Below are 16,446 nucleotides of genomic sequence, written 5' to 3' on the forward strand. Positions count from 1 at the left end.
ATGACTTACCTAATTTGTCCTAATTCACATTTTTTGCGGTATTGACCCCATTTTGAGCACTTTTTTATGCCAACTGCTAATTTAGACCCAAAGCCCAATCCAATGCCAAGCTCGAATATTAGCCAACCGCTCGCTGCCCACCCTGCCAAACCCAGTCGTTGGCAGTTAGCCTACGATACCATCATGATGGTTGCCATCGTGTTGGACTTGCTGCTGATGGGGTTTGACGCTTTGATGCTAAGTAGCTTTATGGTAAAAATAGCAAATTGGCTAGGGTTTTTTGACAGTATCATCAGTTATCAGCAAGGATGGCACGAGCCGCTCAAAGTGACAGGGGGTCTATTTACCATCTTTTTGATAGCCGAGCTTTTGGTTCGCTGGTTGATTGCCATCGCCCAAAAACGCTATTACCGCTGGTTTTTCTTTCCATTCGTGCATTGGTATGAGGTGTTGGGCTGTGCACCGCAGCTGCGCGCATTACGACTGCTGCGCGTTGGCGTGATTGGTTATCGTCTGCATGAACTGGGCTACAAAGTTTTGCCCGCCAGTTGGCTTGCGACAATCAAATTTTATTACCAAATGATTATGGAAGAGATTTCTGATCGGGTGATTTTAACCGCGATTGACAATATCCGCACCGAAATAAGCAACACCGATGGGCATTTGGTCAAAAACATCATCGACAAGCATCGGGATGACATACAAAAGGTCATTGTCGAAGTGCTGCAGCAAGAAGTCACACCGTTATTACAATCCACGCCCGCCCACCCTGCCATCTTTGCCAAACCTTTGGCAGAACAAGTAGGCATCGCCATTCAGCAAGCGCTGACCGATACGCCCGAGCTGCATCGCATCTTACGATTGATACCGATTGCCGGTAGTCTGATAGAAAACCAAATGCACAGCATCGGGCAACACATTGGGGAAAATCTGACATTAAGCTTGACTACCAACCTTACCAAACCGCAAACGCTCACGCTGATGTATGAAGAAATCGCCAAAAGCTTGGTACAAATTGACGTCACTAGCCCTGCGCTAGAAAAATTAGTTAGCGAAATTATTGATGATAGTTTGACGTCACTTGCTAACCAAGTTCGCATTCAACAATGGAAGCACCAAATACGCTGATTCAATCCACCAATTTGGCTGGCAGCTAACGGCTGTGCAATCCTTTTTTTATCGCCCTATTACGGCTTTGGTTGCCAAACAATAAATAGCGCGGTGAATGGTTGTTGTTTTAAATAATACTTGCTAATATGCGGTATGAATCGATTTTGATGTATAAAAAGTTATTATAAAAAGGTTTTTCATGACACAGCCCGCTGCCCTTGACTTGACCCAAGATAGTTCATCACAAAACTTACAAAGCCTTAACGTATCCGAGCAGGATGCACCGCAAAGTCAGCAGCTAGCCAACCCATTACCCACCGACCCTGTAGCCACTAGCGTGAAACTTACGGGCAGACTCCTCAACTTTACCCGCCTAAATATTGAAGGCAATGATATCAAAGTAATTTTGACAAAGATTGCACAAAAGCTAGGTCGTCAACGCCAGTCCAACTTACCGGTGATTGTCAGCTGTCATCACCCGTTAAATTTAGCGCAGCTTTGGGGCGGCTTATGGGCACTAGGGTTACAGCCGATTGGGTTGGTCACAGGCGCCAATGACGCCCAAGCCAATGAGCTTCGCATTGCCATTTTTCCAGCAGATGGGCAGCGCATTGACGGCAAATCGCCAAAAAATTTGGCGATGGGTGGTGAGCGAAAATCAAACAGCACAGTCAATACCCCATCGTCTCAACACGTGGCGCAGCCCCCTACCCAATCACCCGCATCCGACAGTCAAGCGACCAAACGACAAAATCAAACCGCTAATGATATCGCAGCCAATGAGACCGCAGCTGCACCTGAAAAATTTGTCGCCTCACCGCATCACCAATCGCAGCCTGAAGGCGATTTGGTGCATACTCAAATGCTGCGCTCCGGTCAAAGTATCAACCATGTAGGCGGTGACGTGATTTTGACCAAAGGCATCAATGCAGGCGCGGAAGCGATTACCGATTATAGCTTACACGTGTATGGCAAAGCCGAAGGGCGATTGGTCGCAGGGGCGACGGGCGACACCAACGCCAAAATATTCTGTTTACGTTTTAACCCGTCACTGGTGTCAGTTGCGGGCACTTATTGCCTAAAAGAAAATATTCCCATTGAGTATTTGGATAAAGCGGTACAAGTCAGCTACTTGGATGGACAAGGCTTGGTGTTTGAATTGATGGAATGATAATCACCCAAACAACCCTATACCATAATCTATGCAAAAATCGCCAATCTCTCGATTAACTTCGAAAAGTTTTTTATGCTAAACTAGTCCAATTAACCAAATTTGGGCTAACTAAAATTTAAGCCTTAACTTTTAACGATTTACGTTAATTTATATCCATATTTTTCAAACCAGTTTAGCGTGAATGTGTGTATGGCTTGATGATTAACCAATACAGCCTCACTGACACCGTGCTATGAATAGGAGTATGCCAAAGTGGCAAAAATCGTTGTTGTAACTTCAGGAAAAGGCGGGGTAGGCAAAACCACCACTAGCGCCTCTTTCGCTACAGGTCTAGCCCTTCGCGGCTTTAAAACTGTGGTGATTGACTTTGACGTGGGTCTTAGAAATCTTGACCTCATTATGGGCTGCGAAAACCGCATCGTGTATGACTTTGTTGATGTTATCTCAGGGAACGCGCGCCTGTCACAAGCTTTGGTAAAAGACAAACAGCTCAATAATTTGTTTATCTTACCTGCCAGCCAAACCCGCGACAAAGACGCCTTGACAGATGAAGGAGTCGCCGAAGTCATTAATGAGTTAGCCAAACAATTTGACTACATCGTGTGTGACTCGCCCGCTGGTATCGAGCGCGGTGCCCAGCTAGCTATGTACCATGCCGATGAAGCCATCATCGTGACCAACCCAGAAATCTCATCGGTGCGTGACTCAGACCGTATCATCGGTATTTTGCAAAGCCGTACTAAAAAAGTTGAAGAAGGTACAGGCGTCGTACGTGAGCACCTGGTCATCAACCGTTACAACGCTGAACGTGCAGAGCGCGGCGAGATGATGGATATCAACAGCATCTCTAATGATATCCTAAAAGTGCCGCTACTTGGCGTGATTCCTGAAAGCAATAGCGTACTTGAGGCATCAAACCAAGGTGTGCCTGTGGTGCTAGATCAAACTTCAAAAGCCGGTCAAACTTATGATGACATGGTCGCTCGTTTCTTGGGGGAAGAACGTCCCTATCGCCATATCGAGGTGAAGAAGAAAAGCTTCCTACAACGCTGGTTTGGAGGTTAGGCTATGGGATTTTGGAGTAATTTATTTGGCGGTGAGCAAAAGTCAAACAGTGCCAATACTGCCGCAGAGCGCCTAAAGGTCATCGTTGCTAGCGAAAACCGCTTGCACAATCGGTTAACCCCAGAGCGTATCGAAAAAATGAAACGTGAGATTTTGGCAGTGGTCAATACCTACGTGTCAGGTGTTAACATTGATGACGTCAATATTCAGCATCACAATGAAGCGAATATGGAAGTGTTGGAGATGAATATCAGCTTGCCTGATAGTACACGCCAATAATTCATGTTGCGCTTAATCTAGGTTACGTTTAATTTAAATTACTTTTAATTTAAGTAATCTAGGTTGCATTTAAAAAATTTTGACTAAAAAGCCCATGATGACATGGGCTTTTTTATACTATGGGCTAACTTAGCGCATACGGCGAATTAAATGGTCTTTTTGGATAAATTGGTGATACAGCGCGCCGATGATATGCAAGGCTGTGAACACCAGCAACAAGGTCCACAACAGATTTTTATGAATTTTTTCTAACGTGCCTGACCAATCACTGTTTTCACTGACAAAGGCTGGGATATCAAATAGCCCAAACATACTCACCCCTTCCCCATCAAACATAACAGAAAACCAGCCCGCCAAAGGCATGGCAAGCAAAATCAAGTACAGTGCCAAATGGGTTAAATGCGATAGTTTATTTTGCCATTTTGGCATCGGCACATCGGCGGGGGCTTTGGTGACAAAACGGTTGATAATACGACCTACTGTCCAAAATAACACACTGAGTCCAAACGCTTTATGCAAATCAAAATAGGTAAAGTCAGTTGCATCTTCATTAAGCTCAATCATTGCCCAAGTCGCAATCAACAATACCACACTAATCCAATGGAAAATACGTGACGATAGCGACCATTTATTGATACCGTGTGGGGCAATCGGCTGTGGCGCTTCATTTGCAGGAAATAATGCCATAATGAATTTTACCTTATCATGATTTGTTTTGGGTTATTCTAGCAATCTTTGGGCAAAATAAAAGTAACAGACTGTTGGCAAAATAGCACAAAGGCGGAATGTGTCTAACTATCTAAATCCACCAAGAAATGCGAGAGCTTGTCCAAATCTGGCACCACACATAGCTCACCTGCCAACATGACTGGCTGAAAAATATAGTCCTGCTGTAAGCTGTAGTCTGCCAAATTCGGTGCGCGCGAGCGCTCGACGACCTCATCATTTGGCGCGTTTAAGGCGGCTAATAAGTCAGGGTAGTGAGTCGCTAATCCAGCTTGGTAAGTGGCGTCATCAGCGTCTTTGAGATCGGCAATACGCACAGAATGAAAAGTCACTTCGCCATGAATCTGCAAGGCAATCCGATGGATATCGGTGACGCTTTCTAACACCACTAAGTGGGTGGGCTTATCATCTTTTGCCAACAAGTGATACACTGACACTTCTTGACCGCGCCAAATATAATTCCAAATGCGCTCATCATAGTTATCAATGCTCAAAATCAAAGCTTGCGGCACAATCCAGTCAGGCGAACTGCTAGAAGGAATTCGAGCAATGGTTAATTGACCTGTGGTGATACTTAGGACGCCTACATCCTCATCTTGCTTAAAATAACGGTTTAAATCGTTTGCCATAGCCTGCTCATTTACTGATTAATAAGAAATTTAGGGGTCGCTGCTAGCCTGCCGTATTAACCACACAAGGCGATTAGCTGCTGAGCTAACTGCTTAGGGGTGCCAACAAAAGTGACTTGGTTGCTTTCAATCATGCTTTGTGGCTGGCTCGCGCAGGTGCTACTGTCAGGGGATTGCGCCCAAATAATGCTGCCATTTTTTTTGACCGTCGCTGCCACATCACTGCCATCATTGCCCATACCAGAGAACACAATAGTGATTAAATTATTGCCAAACGCTTCACTGCAGTTACGCATGACGTCACTGATTGGCGGTTTGTAACTGCCTTGCCAAGGTTTACGCTGCAAAATCACCCGTCCATTGGAATCACACACCACGCTGTGTTCAATCGGTAAAATCAAACAACGTCCTGTCAATAATTGCTGGGTATTGGTCACTATGTCACAGCGCCACTCATTGTGACGATTTAAAATTCTTGGCAAGGTGTTTAGCGTATTTTGGTTAAAGTGCTGCGCTAGTAACAGCGCCACTGGCAAATCTTCGGGCAAATTATCTAAAAATTCCTTAATCGCCAGTGGTCCGCCCATCGAGGCTGCGAGCAACACCACATATTTCCACGGTTTGATTTCGCTCTTGGCAGCATCATAGGGCTCTAACAAATCGCTACGTTCTAGCATGTTGGCAATTTTTCGCTTGAGTTGGCGTTGCCATTTGGCATATAACAGACTTTCATTGATATAAGGCGCAGTGACAAAGCCCAGTAGCACAATCTTAGTCAAATTGACATTCTGTTGTTTTTCAACATTTTGAATGACTGCGTAATCGTCTGGGGTATCGATTAGCCACACATCAACTTTTTGCTGAAAATGTTTTTCGAACAACTGTGACGCTGCCAAGCATTCCACGATTTCAAATCCCCAAGAACGAATGGTATCGCTAAAGGCGAGCCGTTGCTGATTTTCCTCAGCAACGATAAAAAATCGCAGCGGTGGGTACTTTGACAGCATGAATGATTGTATCCTTTACCTGGCCAGTCGGCTTAGTCAGTTTTTGCTTGTTGGGTAAAGCGCGCTAACGTGTCTAACAGCATTTGTTCTTGGAATGGTTTACCCATGTATTCATTCACCCCGATATCAAACGCGCGTTCACGGTGTTTTTCACCGGTACGCGATGTAATCATGACAATAGGAATATGCTGGAGCCGTGAATTATGGCGAATATGGTTGGCGACTTCAAAGCCGTCCATACGTGGCATCTCAATATCCAATACAATGACTTCAGGTAGCATTTCTTGCAGTTTTTCTAGTGCATCAATACCATCTGTTGCCACTTGGGCATCATAGCCGTGACGTTCTAGTAAGCGCGAGGTGACTTTGCGCACGGTTACTGAGTCATCCACAATTAATACCAGCGGTTTGTGCGCTCGTTTGGCCGCTTTATTGGCTTTTTGCAGCTCGACTTTGGTAATGTTGCTGACATTACGCATCAATGCCACCAAGTCAAGAATCAGCATGACCGAACCATCACCCATGATGGTAGCAGCCGAAATGCCATCAATATGCGAGAGCTGACGACCAAGCGGTTTAACGACCACTTCGATACGAGAGCCTGCAATCATATCCACTTGCAGCGCCATACGCTGACCTAAGTCAGTACGAATAATAATCACCGGCACACTGCTTGACTGGTGCGCTAGTGCATCCACTGGGTCGCTGCCGTACAAAATCTGATTGAGATAGCGCAGACGATAGGCTTGTCCATCGATATTGATACTATCAGCATTCCTGGTATAAAAATTAGCAATTGCATCGATATTGACCCGCATCACACGTTCAATTTGCACCAATGGTACAGCAAAGTATTTATCGCCTGCCCTAACCATCAAGGCATCAGACACCGCAACCGTCAATGGTAAACGCATGGTAAAGCGTGAGCCTCTGCCACTTTCAGAATCGACGGTGACTACACCACCCAGCTGTTTGACCTCACTTTGTACCACATCCATACCGACACCACGGCCTGAAATTTGTGATACGGATTTGGCGGTGGACAGACCCGCAGTAAAGATATATTGCATGATATCAAGTGTTTTTAGACTGGTATCTTTGGCAGAAATCAAGCCTTGCTCAATCGCTTTTTGGCGTACCGCATTCACATTAATACCGCGCCCATCATCGATTAAGTTGATAACGATTTCACCACCTTCAAGCAGCACTTCAAGCGTGATTAAGCCTGTTCTTGATTTACCACTTTCAATACGTTCTTGCGATTTTTCGATACCATGGTCAACGGCGTTACGTAGCATATGCTCAAGCGGTGAGGTAATACGCTCAAGGATATTACGGTCAATTTCACCTTCATCATTTAGAATTCGTAGTTCAACAGATTTGCCAAGCTCAGTGGCTGTTTGGCGGACGACCCGTTGCAGACGTGGCGTGATACGCGAGAATGGCACAGTACGTGAGTCCATCAACCCTTCTTGCAAATCAGTCTGAGTACGTGATAATTGCAGTAGCAAGTTTTCGGTTTCACGGGTTTTATCGAGCATGGTAGTTTTGATGTCTAACAAGTCCGATGCCGACTCCGAGAGCGATTTTGACAGTTGGTTGAGCGCTGAATATTGGTCCATCTCTAACGGGTCAAAGTCACTTTCTAACGCATGTTCATCACCAATTTGTGACAAGATTTGAATCTCAAGCTCGGTTTCCATACGGCGTAGCTGATCTGCTAGACGCTGGACGGTTGCACCCATCTCTTCGATATTGTTCGATAGACTCGATATACCCATCTCGATTCGTGAGCGGTTGATCGCGGACTCACCCGATAGGTTGATCATGCGCTCCATGGTACTTGCAGAAATCCTAAGCATCTCAGCATGAAGGTTCGATTGATCTTGCTCAGATTCAAAGTTACCCGTCATCAGCGGCATGACGCTTAGGTCGCGCTGTTTGACTTCTAACGTGTCTTGCCCCAGACTACTGCGATAGATATCAATCTGTTCAATTTGGCTGGCGAGGTTAGCATTGGGGATTTCTTTTAAGCTATCAGGTTTTCGCGAGAATTGTTGCAGTGCTGCAACCAACGCTGCCGGCGTTTGTGGGTTAAATTTATTTTCTAAGACATAAATCGCACTTGCTAACCAGTCATGACACACCGCCAATAGGTTACCAATCATCCGAGTCGCAGGTTTGCGGCGGCTGCCTAGCTCTTCGTAGATGGTTTCCATTTCGTGCGCTAATGTAGCAATCCCTTCTGCACCGACCATTCTTGCGCCACCTTTGATGGTGTGCAATTCACGTTGCAAGGCTTGTAATGCTGCAAGATCACTGTTATTACTACGGAACTCTTGTAAATGCTGGCTGCTGCTATCAATCAGCTCTTTGGCTTCTTCAAGATACACTTTTAAGATATCTTCATCAGGCTCTTGACCTTTCCAAGTCTCTAAACGACGCTCTTCAAAGTTATTAATAATTTCTTCGATGTAGAGTGGGTCATTTTTCGCAAGTGCGCTATCACCCTCTTTGGCAGGTTGTTTTTGCTCTATCGACTCTTCAGGATTGGCTTCAACAATCAGTGGCACCGCAAATACCAAGTCTCGACTTTGTACTGTGCCGGCGATGACCTCATCAATTTGCTGGGCAAAGTCTGTGGCTTCAAAAGAGCGACTAAATTGTCGAACTTGCTTGAGCTGTGAGGCAATGGTTTCATGCAGTTTTTGTAGCAATGAAGCAGTATCGGTATCACTAGGTAAAATACCTTTGTCAATGGCGTCATACACTTGCTCACCACGTAGCGCCATCTCGACGATACTCGATACCCCGATTAGCTCTGCACCCCCTTTTAAGATGTGCATATAATTAGCTAGTTCTTTGACCACCTCTAAATTGCTAAGGTTATTGAGCCATTGGTTGTAGTAATTTTGCACATCGGGCTGAATGGTTTGCACTTCATCTAAGAAAATCTGCAACAGTTCATCGTCTGTAGCAACTGTCTGGTACTCGATAGCATCCATCTCGGCTTGGTACTGACTTTTTGCCAATAATTTTCTTAAAGTTTCAATCGCCTCTTCATTGATATTGACGCGCAGTCCTGCTGCAATGGCGTCAAACATATTGATGAGCTGATTGTGTAAGCCCATTAAGCCATCATAAATGTCTTCGTTTTTGGCAAATTGCGGATAATCAGCGAGTTTTTTATAGGCAAACTGTAAGGTACTTGGAATGATAAAATAGCTCAAACCTTCAGTCGCTTGCGCAAGCCTTGACGCTTGCTGTTCAAGCTGCTCGGCATAGGCAATAACTTGTTCGCTCTCACCAGCAAACCTAGCCTGTGCTTGCTGATCAGCATCGAGTAAGTCATCAATCCCAAGCGCTATCAAGTCTTTGACAGTCAGTTTTGTGCTTTCATAAGATTCGGCATTGGCATCTGTTAGACGCTCAATCAAGTCAGCAACAATGTCAGTGTTATCTTCTACCACCGTCAAATCATGATGGATTTTATGGTCATCAATGTAGGTTTGTAGCAGATCTTTGGCCTCTTGCAGGGTCAATAACTGGCTAGCCGTGAGCGGCATTTCATTATGTAATAAGTCGCCCAATACTTTTTCTACCGCTGCGCTTAAGTGATAGACATTGTTAAGTTCAATCAGGGCTGCCCCACCACGCAAGGTATGGAATGCGCGTAATATGGCATCAGGCACATGCGTTGCAGGCTCACCCAAATGGTGGGTGATAAAGTTATCAATATTGACCAATAACTCGTCTGCTTCTTCAATAAATACGTCATCAGCGACATCCATTTCACTACTGATGTCACTAATGCCACTGACATCCTGTAGCGCTTGCGTTTGTGCGGTGGCGTGACCAGACGAGAGTGCCGCATCTGTGTGTGACGCACTCGGCGAGGCGGCCCCCTGCCCCATAAAGGCGGACAAGACTTGAGGGTAGCTAAAGCTGTCGCCATGTTTTTTGGCATAGCTATTAGCGACAGCTTGCCACAATTGAATCACTGCGGGATAGTCTGTACGATTTTGGGCAAAAATCGTGATGAGTCCAGCAAATGCGTCAATGACATCAGCAACTAGGTGTGAAACCCCCTCATCAACCGCTATGGTATGATCAAGCACGCGATTGAGCATGTTTTCAATCGACCAAGCAAGCTCCCCTAGCTGATTGGCGCCAACCATGCGACCTGAGCCTTTTAAGGTATGAAACCCTCGGCGGATTTCTTTTAAGGTATCAAAATCATCGGGCTTGGCTTGCCAAGCTGCGTTAAGCGGGGCAATCGTCTCAATCACTTCATTAGCTTCTTCGATATAAATTTCTTGAATATCGGCATCGCTGACCGCATCTGTGACCGTCGTTAGCTGCTCATATTCGCGAGCCACCACCTCAGGTAAGGCATGAATATCCCCTGTGGTTGGTGGCGCAGTGTCGCTGGCAACTTCATTGCCTTGAGCCATATTAATATTATCACTGTCTTCAGCTAGATTAGTACTGACTGGTACAAGGCTATCTAAGCCATTGGTTTCTGGCAGACCTGTGTTAATCGGCTGCTGCTGTAATAGATTAGTCGCTTGCAACACGGTAACCGCAGGGTCGATACTTGGCGCCCGCTGCTGCTGAAAATCTTCAACCAATATCGGCAGTTTGCGATGGGTATCTTTGATAAAGCCCACTAATGCATCACTAACCGCTAAAGTACCATCTAGCACACGGTTGAGCATGTTTTCTACTGCCCAGCACATCTCACCAATTTGATGAGCGCCCACCATACGACCTGAGCCTTTTAAAGTATGAAAACCTCGGCGGATATCTTTGAGCGCGACTAATTCACGAGTGTCCACTTCCCATACGGGAATTTGCTCACCCAACTCAGCAAGGACTTCTTGCGCCTCTTCAATGAAAATATCTCGGATATCTTCATCCATACTGTAATCATCAGCTTTGAGGGCTTGCCTCGCAGCCGCCAGCGCTTGCGATTCTTGCACGCCAGTCGTTTGCGTCATAGGCGTTTGCGTGACAGCCATTTGTGTGATAGACGCTTCTCCAGCAGTAGCTACCCCTTGTGATAGTGATTCAATATCACTGGCAATACGTTCGCCTTCATCATCGTAAATCACCGTATCTTTGCTAAAGTGCTTGGTGGGTGCTACCACTTCAGCGGCGGTTAGTGGTGTTTCGATTAAGCGATTAAGCAATAAATTAGCGCGGTTGAGCTGAGTTTGGGTTTGATCCAAAAATTCTTCATTAACAGACTGATTGGATAAATAATCCAAAAATAGCTCAAAGCGGGCAAGCATGTCGGCGATGGCATCACTGGCTTCCGCGCTTAATACCTGTACCGAATTTTTATGCATACGGCTAAATAATAAGCGAATTTGCTCGACCAATTCTTTGGGACGTGTTAATCCTAATGCCCCAAAAACTTGAATAGTGGCAATCAATTCGTCATTGACAGTTAATTTATTTAAATCACGGGTTTGGATATATTGATTAAACGACTGTTTGATATGTTCAACATGCACGCGCGTTTGGCGCACCGCTTCATTTTGCGGATTGCTGGCATAGGCAAAATGCTTTAAGCCAATTTGGCTATCAAGGATTTCAACCGTTGACAACAACTGGCTATGAACATCTTGCAGCTGGCGTTCTACCTGCCAACTGAGTGATGACGCCATAAAAGTATCTTGCGTCATCAAGCGCACGTCATCGATAATTTGCGCCATTTGGTTTTCATAAAATACCCAACCGCGATTTGCCAAACTGTTTTTGACCGATTCAAGCATCGGCAAAATGGTGAGCGGCTCATGCACTTGATAAATAATTTTTTCAAGTTTTTCTAATACTTGACTAAATAGATTATCAAGCGTGTCACTACTATTGATATCCAAGCTTGATAGCAGGGCTTTAGCGTCATGTGATTTATGGGTTAACGCATTGAGCGCTAACAACACATCAACTGCCAGACGCGACACGGTAATATCAGGGGTGAGAGTCAAATCATGCGTCAGCAGCAATGACAGACTGTTTAACAGCGAAGCATAAGCGGTTGGCGCAGGCTGCTCATTGATGGTTAAGTTATTGCACCACACCGCTACCAACTGCCAAAATTGACGCCAAGCAGGATTGATGGAAGCCTGGGATAAATAGCCAGCAACTTTGCTCAGCGCATCTAAATGTTTGCTATCGTTGGTCTCGTTTTGTAGTAGTTGCAAACTGGTATAACGCCAGACTTTGAGTAACTCTTCGGCTTGGGCACTGTCCCATGGGTGTTTGATGTCTGGCGTAGGTAATTGGCTTAAAAATAATAAAGTATTGTTTGCAGCATCTTGGATGGGCTCATAAGTTGATGCTATGCCAAGCAGCTGCTCAAAATAAGCGATTCGGTCATTGACCCAATCGGTATGAATCTGCTGTTTAGCTTGTACTTGTTCAATGTCAAATTGCAGTAATCTCACCGCATGGCTAATTTGACTAAAATACTGCGGGGATAAAGTTTCTTGCTGAATGGCGATAGTGGTTTTATCAAGCGTTTTCGCCAGTTTTGATAAGGCGGGCTGGTTGGCAAGCGCGAGCGCACCGGTGATTTGGTGCAAATGTTGACCGATTAACTGCCACGCTGGCTGCGCGTCATGTCGTTGTAGCAACTGGTTAAGCTCACCAAATACGTCTTTTAAAACAGGCATCAACCAGTCTAAGGCGATCAAATTACGTTGTTTACTCATACCATATTCCTAGGACAACGACTGTCAAAAACGATGACGATTTTTATCGATTTTAAGGTAGCTGTAACGCAGTCGTTTATTAATTTCTTATATCACTTAAAATAACTTACCCGCTGTCTGGCGTCAACTCAGGTTGATACCTTTTATAAGTTATAATGTTCACCCATACGCGCTGCGATATTTGCCACTGCTTTGAGCCAATCTAGGACAACCGTTTTGCAATCAAATAACGCACGATATCGCGCTACTCAAATTGCCGAAAATCAATTAACACATTGTTGCGGGCAACCAGTTGGTATTGACCTGCCTCTAAAGGCATCGGTTGCTGCGCATCTACCAAATTTTTGCTAAAAAACTGCCATTGCGATTTTATTGTTGGTATTAGCGAAAATTTATCCCTGCCAACGTCTTTAAGGTAGTGATTAAAACCACAGCGTGCAACGCCTGATCTAACACACATAAGAGCTAACACGCATAAAAAGAAAGGTGGTTAAAACCACCCTTTACTTTTAGCTAAATGTTGATTACTAAGCCTAATTGGCTATTAAACATTAGCCATTAAGCGCTTGCTAAAGCATCATCTGGCAATTTAAAGCCCGATACTGATTCTTGCAGCGCTACCGCCATTTCATTAAGCTGACCGATTGAACGAGCGGTTGCCATGGTACCTGATGTGGTTTGCGAGGTAATATCTTGAATGATGTTCATGGTATTTGAAATATGACCCGCTGAGGCTGCCTGCAGACGCGCCGCATTTGAGATATTCTGAATCAATGATGCCAAGTTGTTCGATACAGTTTGTACTTCTTCAAGCGCCTCACCCGCATCTTTTGCAAGTTTCGCACCGCGTACAACTTCTGCCGTGGTTGATTCCATCGACATCACGGCTTCGTTCGTATCTGCCTGAATGGTTTTAACCAGTGTTTCAATCTGTTTGGTCGCTGTGGCTGAACGTTCTGCTAGGCGCTGTACCTCGTCAGCAACAACCGCAAAACCACGACCTGCTTCACCCGCCATCGATGCCTGAATCGCTGCATTCAACGCCAGGATGTTGGTTTGGTCGGCAATATCATTAATCAGTCCAACGATATCGCCAATCTCTTGCGATGATTCACCGAGGCGCTTAATACGTTTTGAGGTTTCTTGAATCTGGTCACGAATGGTATTCATACCATCGATGGTACGTTGTACCACTTCTGCCCCGTTATAGGCAATCGCAACCGAACGGTCCGCAACCGCAGCAGATTCGGCGGCATTTGAAGATACTTGGTCAATAGACACCGCCATCTCATTAATCGCTGCAGAGGCTCCCGCAATCTCTTGCGCTTGGCTTTCAGAGGCTTGGGCTAGTTCAACTGCCGTTGCCTGGGTTTGGTCAGAGGCGCGAGCGACTCGCTCTGCGGTGACATTAATCGCAGAAACCAGTTGACGCAATTGGTCAATCGCAAAGTTGACCGAGTCTGCAATCGCACCTGTAAAGTCTTCTGATACCGTTGCGTTCACGGTCAAGTCACCTTCCGCCAAGTCACCTAACTCATCAAGCAAACGCAAAATCGCCATTTGGTTACGTTCGTTTTCTTCTTGGATTCTGCGGGCACGTTCAGATTCAACCTCCATCTCATGACGCTGACGCAGCGTTTCACGCTCACCTTCTGCCTTCTCTCGAGAGGTTTTAGCATTAATCTGGCGGGTCAAAAAGTAAATTGCCCCAATGACGCCTAATACAATCAAAATAGAGGGCAACCAAATCGTCAAAAAATTATGGGCAACACTATTCTGTTGACGTACCAAAATCATCAATTGGTAGAGTCGATAAATAAATGCCAAACTAGCCACACCACCACAAATACTTGCCCAAATAATCCAGTTGATTGAGTCCCCTCTATTCAAACGATAATTACTCTTGCCAGGCCCGACCGCGACAGGGGAGTTGGTATTGGTACTTAGGGTCGAAGTTTTAGTATCCATGATATGGTAAACCCTCAATTGTTTTAATGAGTTAGAAAATTAGGTTATAACGCTGCTTCTAAATAACGCGTGTCTTGCGCCAATAAGCTTGGCATAAACACATACCAAATCTGCTCGTTTTGTCTAAAACGACCATGCGTATACTGCGCGAGCGGCGAATCGTTCGGCATCTCGATAGGCTGATATTGCCCACGACTAAAGGTTTGGATACCCAATACCTCATCAACTTGTAAGCCACTAAACAGCTTGGGTTGATCAATCACCAAAATCTTTTGATTGCCTGATTGGTAATTTGAGCCTGATGGATGTAAACCTAAGAAGTTCGACAAATTGGTAATCGGTAATAACCGTCCCCGAACATTGGCAATCCCTAGCAGCCAAGGTTTTGACAAAGGCACTGAGGTATAGGCAGGCAAAGATAGTACCTCAGCCACATCACCGAGTGGGGCTACCAAGTGGTGGCCACCTAACGAAAACGCGACCCCTAGCCACTGATTTCTTTGGTCAAAGTGGGTACCTTTTTGTCGTTTGATACCGCGGTTAGCGAGTCGTAAAAGCTCGATAAAGCCGTTTGAGGACACGAAAACTACTCCATCACGGCGCAGATTACAGTGATTAAGGCTTCTTCTGTAATCGGCTTACTGAGATAATCCCGTGCGCCTTGGCGCTTGCCCCAGACGCGGTCAGCTTCTTGATTTTTAGTACTGATGATGATGACAGGGATATGACTGGTTTTTGGGTCACGGGTAAGTTTGCGGGTTGCTTGGAAGCCGTTCATCTCTGGCATGACCACATCCATCAAAATCACATCTGGGAAAAACTCATTGGCTTTTTGAATTCCATCCTCGCCTGTATGCGCTTCAATGACTTCGTGCTGATGACGAGTCAAAATATCTCGAAATTTTGCCATTTCTGATGGTGAATCATCAACTACTAAGATTTTGGCCATACACTTACCCTTTTACCTAATTATTGATTGCATTAATATTTTACTGTTTTGTATTCGGTGGGAATAAAAACCCAACAGCACAACGGTTAAACTAAACACGCATCCCAAATCTACGTCTAGCTAGGTTGCAATCTGGGCTTATATTTCAGTCATATCGAGTGATTGCAGACTTTAGGGGTTAACAACAGTTGCAAGCAATGGCATGTTGTTTAGCTTCAACCTAGCGCATGAAGAAGCACAGCGCATTAAGACGCAGGACGATGACGTTCAATGGCGTCAAATAGCTCTTCTTTACTAAATGGTTTGGTCAAGTACTCATCTGAGCCGACGATACGACCCCGCGCTTTATCAAACAAGCCATCTTTTGATGACAGCATAATCACGGGCGTGGCAGCAAAATCTGCGTTGTTTTTGATTAGTGAACAAGTCTGATAACCGTCGAGGCGTGGCATCATGATATCGACAAAAATCAAATCTGGGTTGGTATCCGCAATTTTTGCCAACGCATCAAAGCCATCAACGGCAGTAGTCACTTCACAGCCTGCTTTGGCAAGTAACGTCTCTGCGGTACGACGAATGGTTTTTGAATCGTCAATAATCATGACTTTTAGGCCTTCAAAATTTGCATCCATAATATTTTCCTAATGGTTGTTTCGCTATGATTTTGCTACCCATTGTCCTATAGCGATTGCTCAAAACTTTAAGTTATAGGCGTTGGGGCAACTATCAAATGATGCCTCAACCCTCAAAAGCAACTGGTACAATTTTTGACAATTAAACAAAGCTATTCTAAATAATTTTTTATAAGATATAACAAATA

General features: G+C 45.1%; 12 protein-coding genes and 1 pseudogene. 4 read left to right on the forward strand and 9 right to left on the reverse strand.

The genetic code is table 11. The features are described 5' to 3' along the window. The first annotated feature begins 66 nt into the window (after positions 1–66). The 4 genes from RT034_RS06280 (at position 67) to minE (ending at position 3,628) form a co-directional block, all read left to right on the forward strand. Positions 67–1,128, forward strand: coding sequence for a hypothetical protein (locus tag RT034_RS06280; RefSeq protein ID WP_313015098.1), 1,062 nt, complete (start codon positions 67–69; stop codon positions 1,126–1,128). Between the two features lie 181 nt (positions 1,129–1,309). After that, on the forward strand, positions 1,310–2,281 hold the full coding sequence (gene minC, locus RT034_RS06285) for a septum site-determining protein MinC (protein ID WP_313015099.1): 972 nt from the start codon (positions 1,310–1,312) through the stop codon (positions 2,279–2,281). A gap of 255 nt (positions 2,282–2,536) precedes the next feature. Then, the gene (gene minD / locus RT034_RS06290) at positions 2,537–3,349 is read left to right on the forward strand and encodes a septum site-determining protein MinD (RefSeq protein ID WP_313015102.1); all 813 of its coding nucleotides are present in this window, start codon (positions 2,537–2,539) and stop codon (positions 3,347–3,349) included. A gap of 3 nt (positions 3,350–3,352) precedes the next feature. Beyond that, positions 3,353–3,628, forward strand: a complete 276-nt coding sequence (gene minE, locus RT034_RS06295; protein ID WP_007115412.1) for a cell division topological specificity factor MinE — start codon at positions 3,353–3,355, stop codon at positions 3,626–3,628. 129 nt (positions 3,629–3,757) lie between these two features. Here the strand turns inward: minE and RT034_RS06300 are convergent, their stop codons facing one another. From RT034_RS06300 to pilG, 9 genes and pseudogenes are all read right to left on the reverse strand, one after another. Further along, entirely contained in the window at positions 3,758–4,315 is a 558-nt protein-coding gene (locus tag RT034_RS06300; protein ID WP_313015108.1) for a cytochrome b, read from the reverse strand. Between the two features lie 104 nt (positions 4,316–4,419). Then, entirely contained in the window at positions 4,420–4,983 is a 564-nt protein-coding gene (locus tag RT034_RS06305) for a hypothetical protein (RefSeq protein ID WP_313015111.1), read from the reverse strand. A gap of 56 nt (positions 4,984–5,039) precedes the next feature. Beyond that, positions 5,040–5,990, reverse strand: coding sequence for a chemotaxis protein CheB (locus tag RT034_RS06310; protein WP_313015113.1), 951 nt, complete (start codon positions 5,988–5,990; stop codon positions 5,040–5,042). Positions 5,991–6,022: 32 nt separating this feature from the next. After that, positions 6,023–12,709: an Hpt domain-containing protein gene (locus RT034_RS06315; RefSeq protein WP_313015115.1), complete on the reverse strand. Its 6,687-nt coding sequence runs from the start codon at positions 12,707–12,709 to the stop codon at positions 6,023–6,025. Positions 12,710–12,953: 244 nt separating this feature from the next. Further along, a complete protein-coding gene (locus RT034_RS06320; protein ID WP_313015117.1) occupies positions 12,954–13,169 on the reverse strand; it encodes a hypothetical protein in 216 nt (71 codons plus the stop codon). 98 nt (positions 13,170–13,267) lie between these two features. Continuing rightward, positions 13,268–14,302: pseudogene (locus RT034_RS06325) on the reverse strand (methyl-accepting chemotaxis protein); the annotation flags it as partial. A 419-nt stretch (positions 14,303–14,721) separates the two neighbouring features. Further along, the gene (locus RT034_RS06330; protein ID WP_007115405.1) at positions 14,722–15,258 is read right to left on the reverse strand and encodes a chemotaxis protein CheW; all 537 of its coding nucleotides are present in this window, start codon (positions 15,256–15,258) and stop codon (positions 14,722–14,724) included. A 5-nt stretch (positions 15,259–15,263) separates the two neighbouring features. Beyond that, on the reverse strand, positions 15,264–15,626 hold the full coding sequence (locus tag RT034_RS06335) for a response regulator (protein ID WP_050324979.1): 363 nt from the start codon (positions 15,624–15,626) through the stop codon (positions 15,264–15,266). A 245-nt stretch (positions 15,627–15,871) separates the two neighbouring features. Beyond that, complete coding sequence (gene pilG / locus RT034_RS06340; RefSeq protein ID WP_188875712.1) at positions 15,872–16,258, reverse strand: twitching motility response regulator PilG; 387 nt, start codon at positions 16,256–16,258, stop codon at positions 15,872–15,874. Positions 16,259–16,446 lie beyond the last annotated feature (188 nt).

It is taken from the genome of Moraxella sp. CTOTU48841, from assembly GCF_032061225.1.
GTDB classification, from domain to species: domain Bacteria; phylum Pseudomonadota; class Gammaproteobacteria; order Pseudomonadales; family Moraxellaceae; genus Faucicola; species Faucicola cinerea.

Bases quoted from the DNA above. Each gene is read 5' to 3' on its own strand.
- RT034_RS06280 (WP_313015098.1), top strand. From the start codon at position 67: ATGCCAACTGCTAATTTAGACCCAAAGCCCAATCCAATGCCAAGCTCG.
- minC (WP_313015099.1), top strand. From the start codon at position 1,310: ATGACACAGCCCGCTGCCCTTGACTTGACCCAAGATAGTTCATCACAA.
- minE (WP_007115412.1), top strand. From the start codon at position 3,353: ATGGGATTTTGGAGTAATTTATTTGGCGGTGAGCAAAAGTCAAACAGT.
- RT034_RS06300 (WP_313015108.1), bottom strand. From the start codon at position 4,315: ATGGCATTATTTCCTGCAAATGAAGCGCCACAGCCGATTGCCCCACAC.
- RT034_RS06305 (WP_313015111.1), bottom strand. From the start codon at position 4,983: ATGGCAAACGATTTAAACCGTTATTTTAAGCAAGATGAGGATGTAGGC.
- RT034_RS06310 (WP_313015113.1), bottom strand. From the start codon at position 5,990: ATGCTGTCAAAGTACCCACCGCTGCGATTTTTTATCGTTGCTGAGGAA.
- RT034_RS06315 (WP_313015115.1), bottom strand. From the start codon at position 12,709: ATGAGTAAACAACGTAATTTGATCGCCTTAGACTGGTTGATGCCTGTT.
- RT034_RS06320 (WP_313015117.1), bottom strand. From the start codon at position 13,169: ATGTGTGTTAGATCAGGCGTTGCACGCTGTGGTTTTAATCACTACCTT.
- RT034_RS06335 (WP_050324979.1), bottom strand. From the start codon at position 15,626: ATGGCCAAAATCTTAGTAGTTGATGATTCACCATCAGAAATGGCAAAA.
- pilG (WP_188875712.1), bottom strand. From the start codon at position 16,258: ATGGATGCAAATTTTGAAGGCCTAAAAGTCATGATTATTGACGATTCA.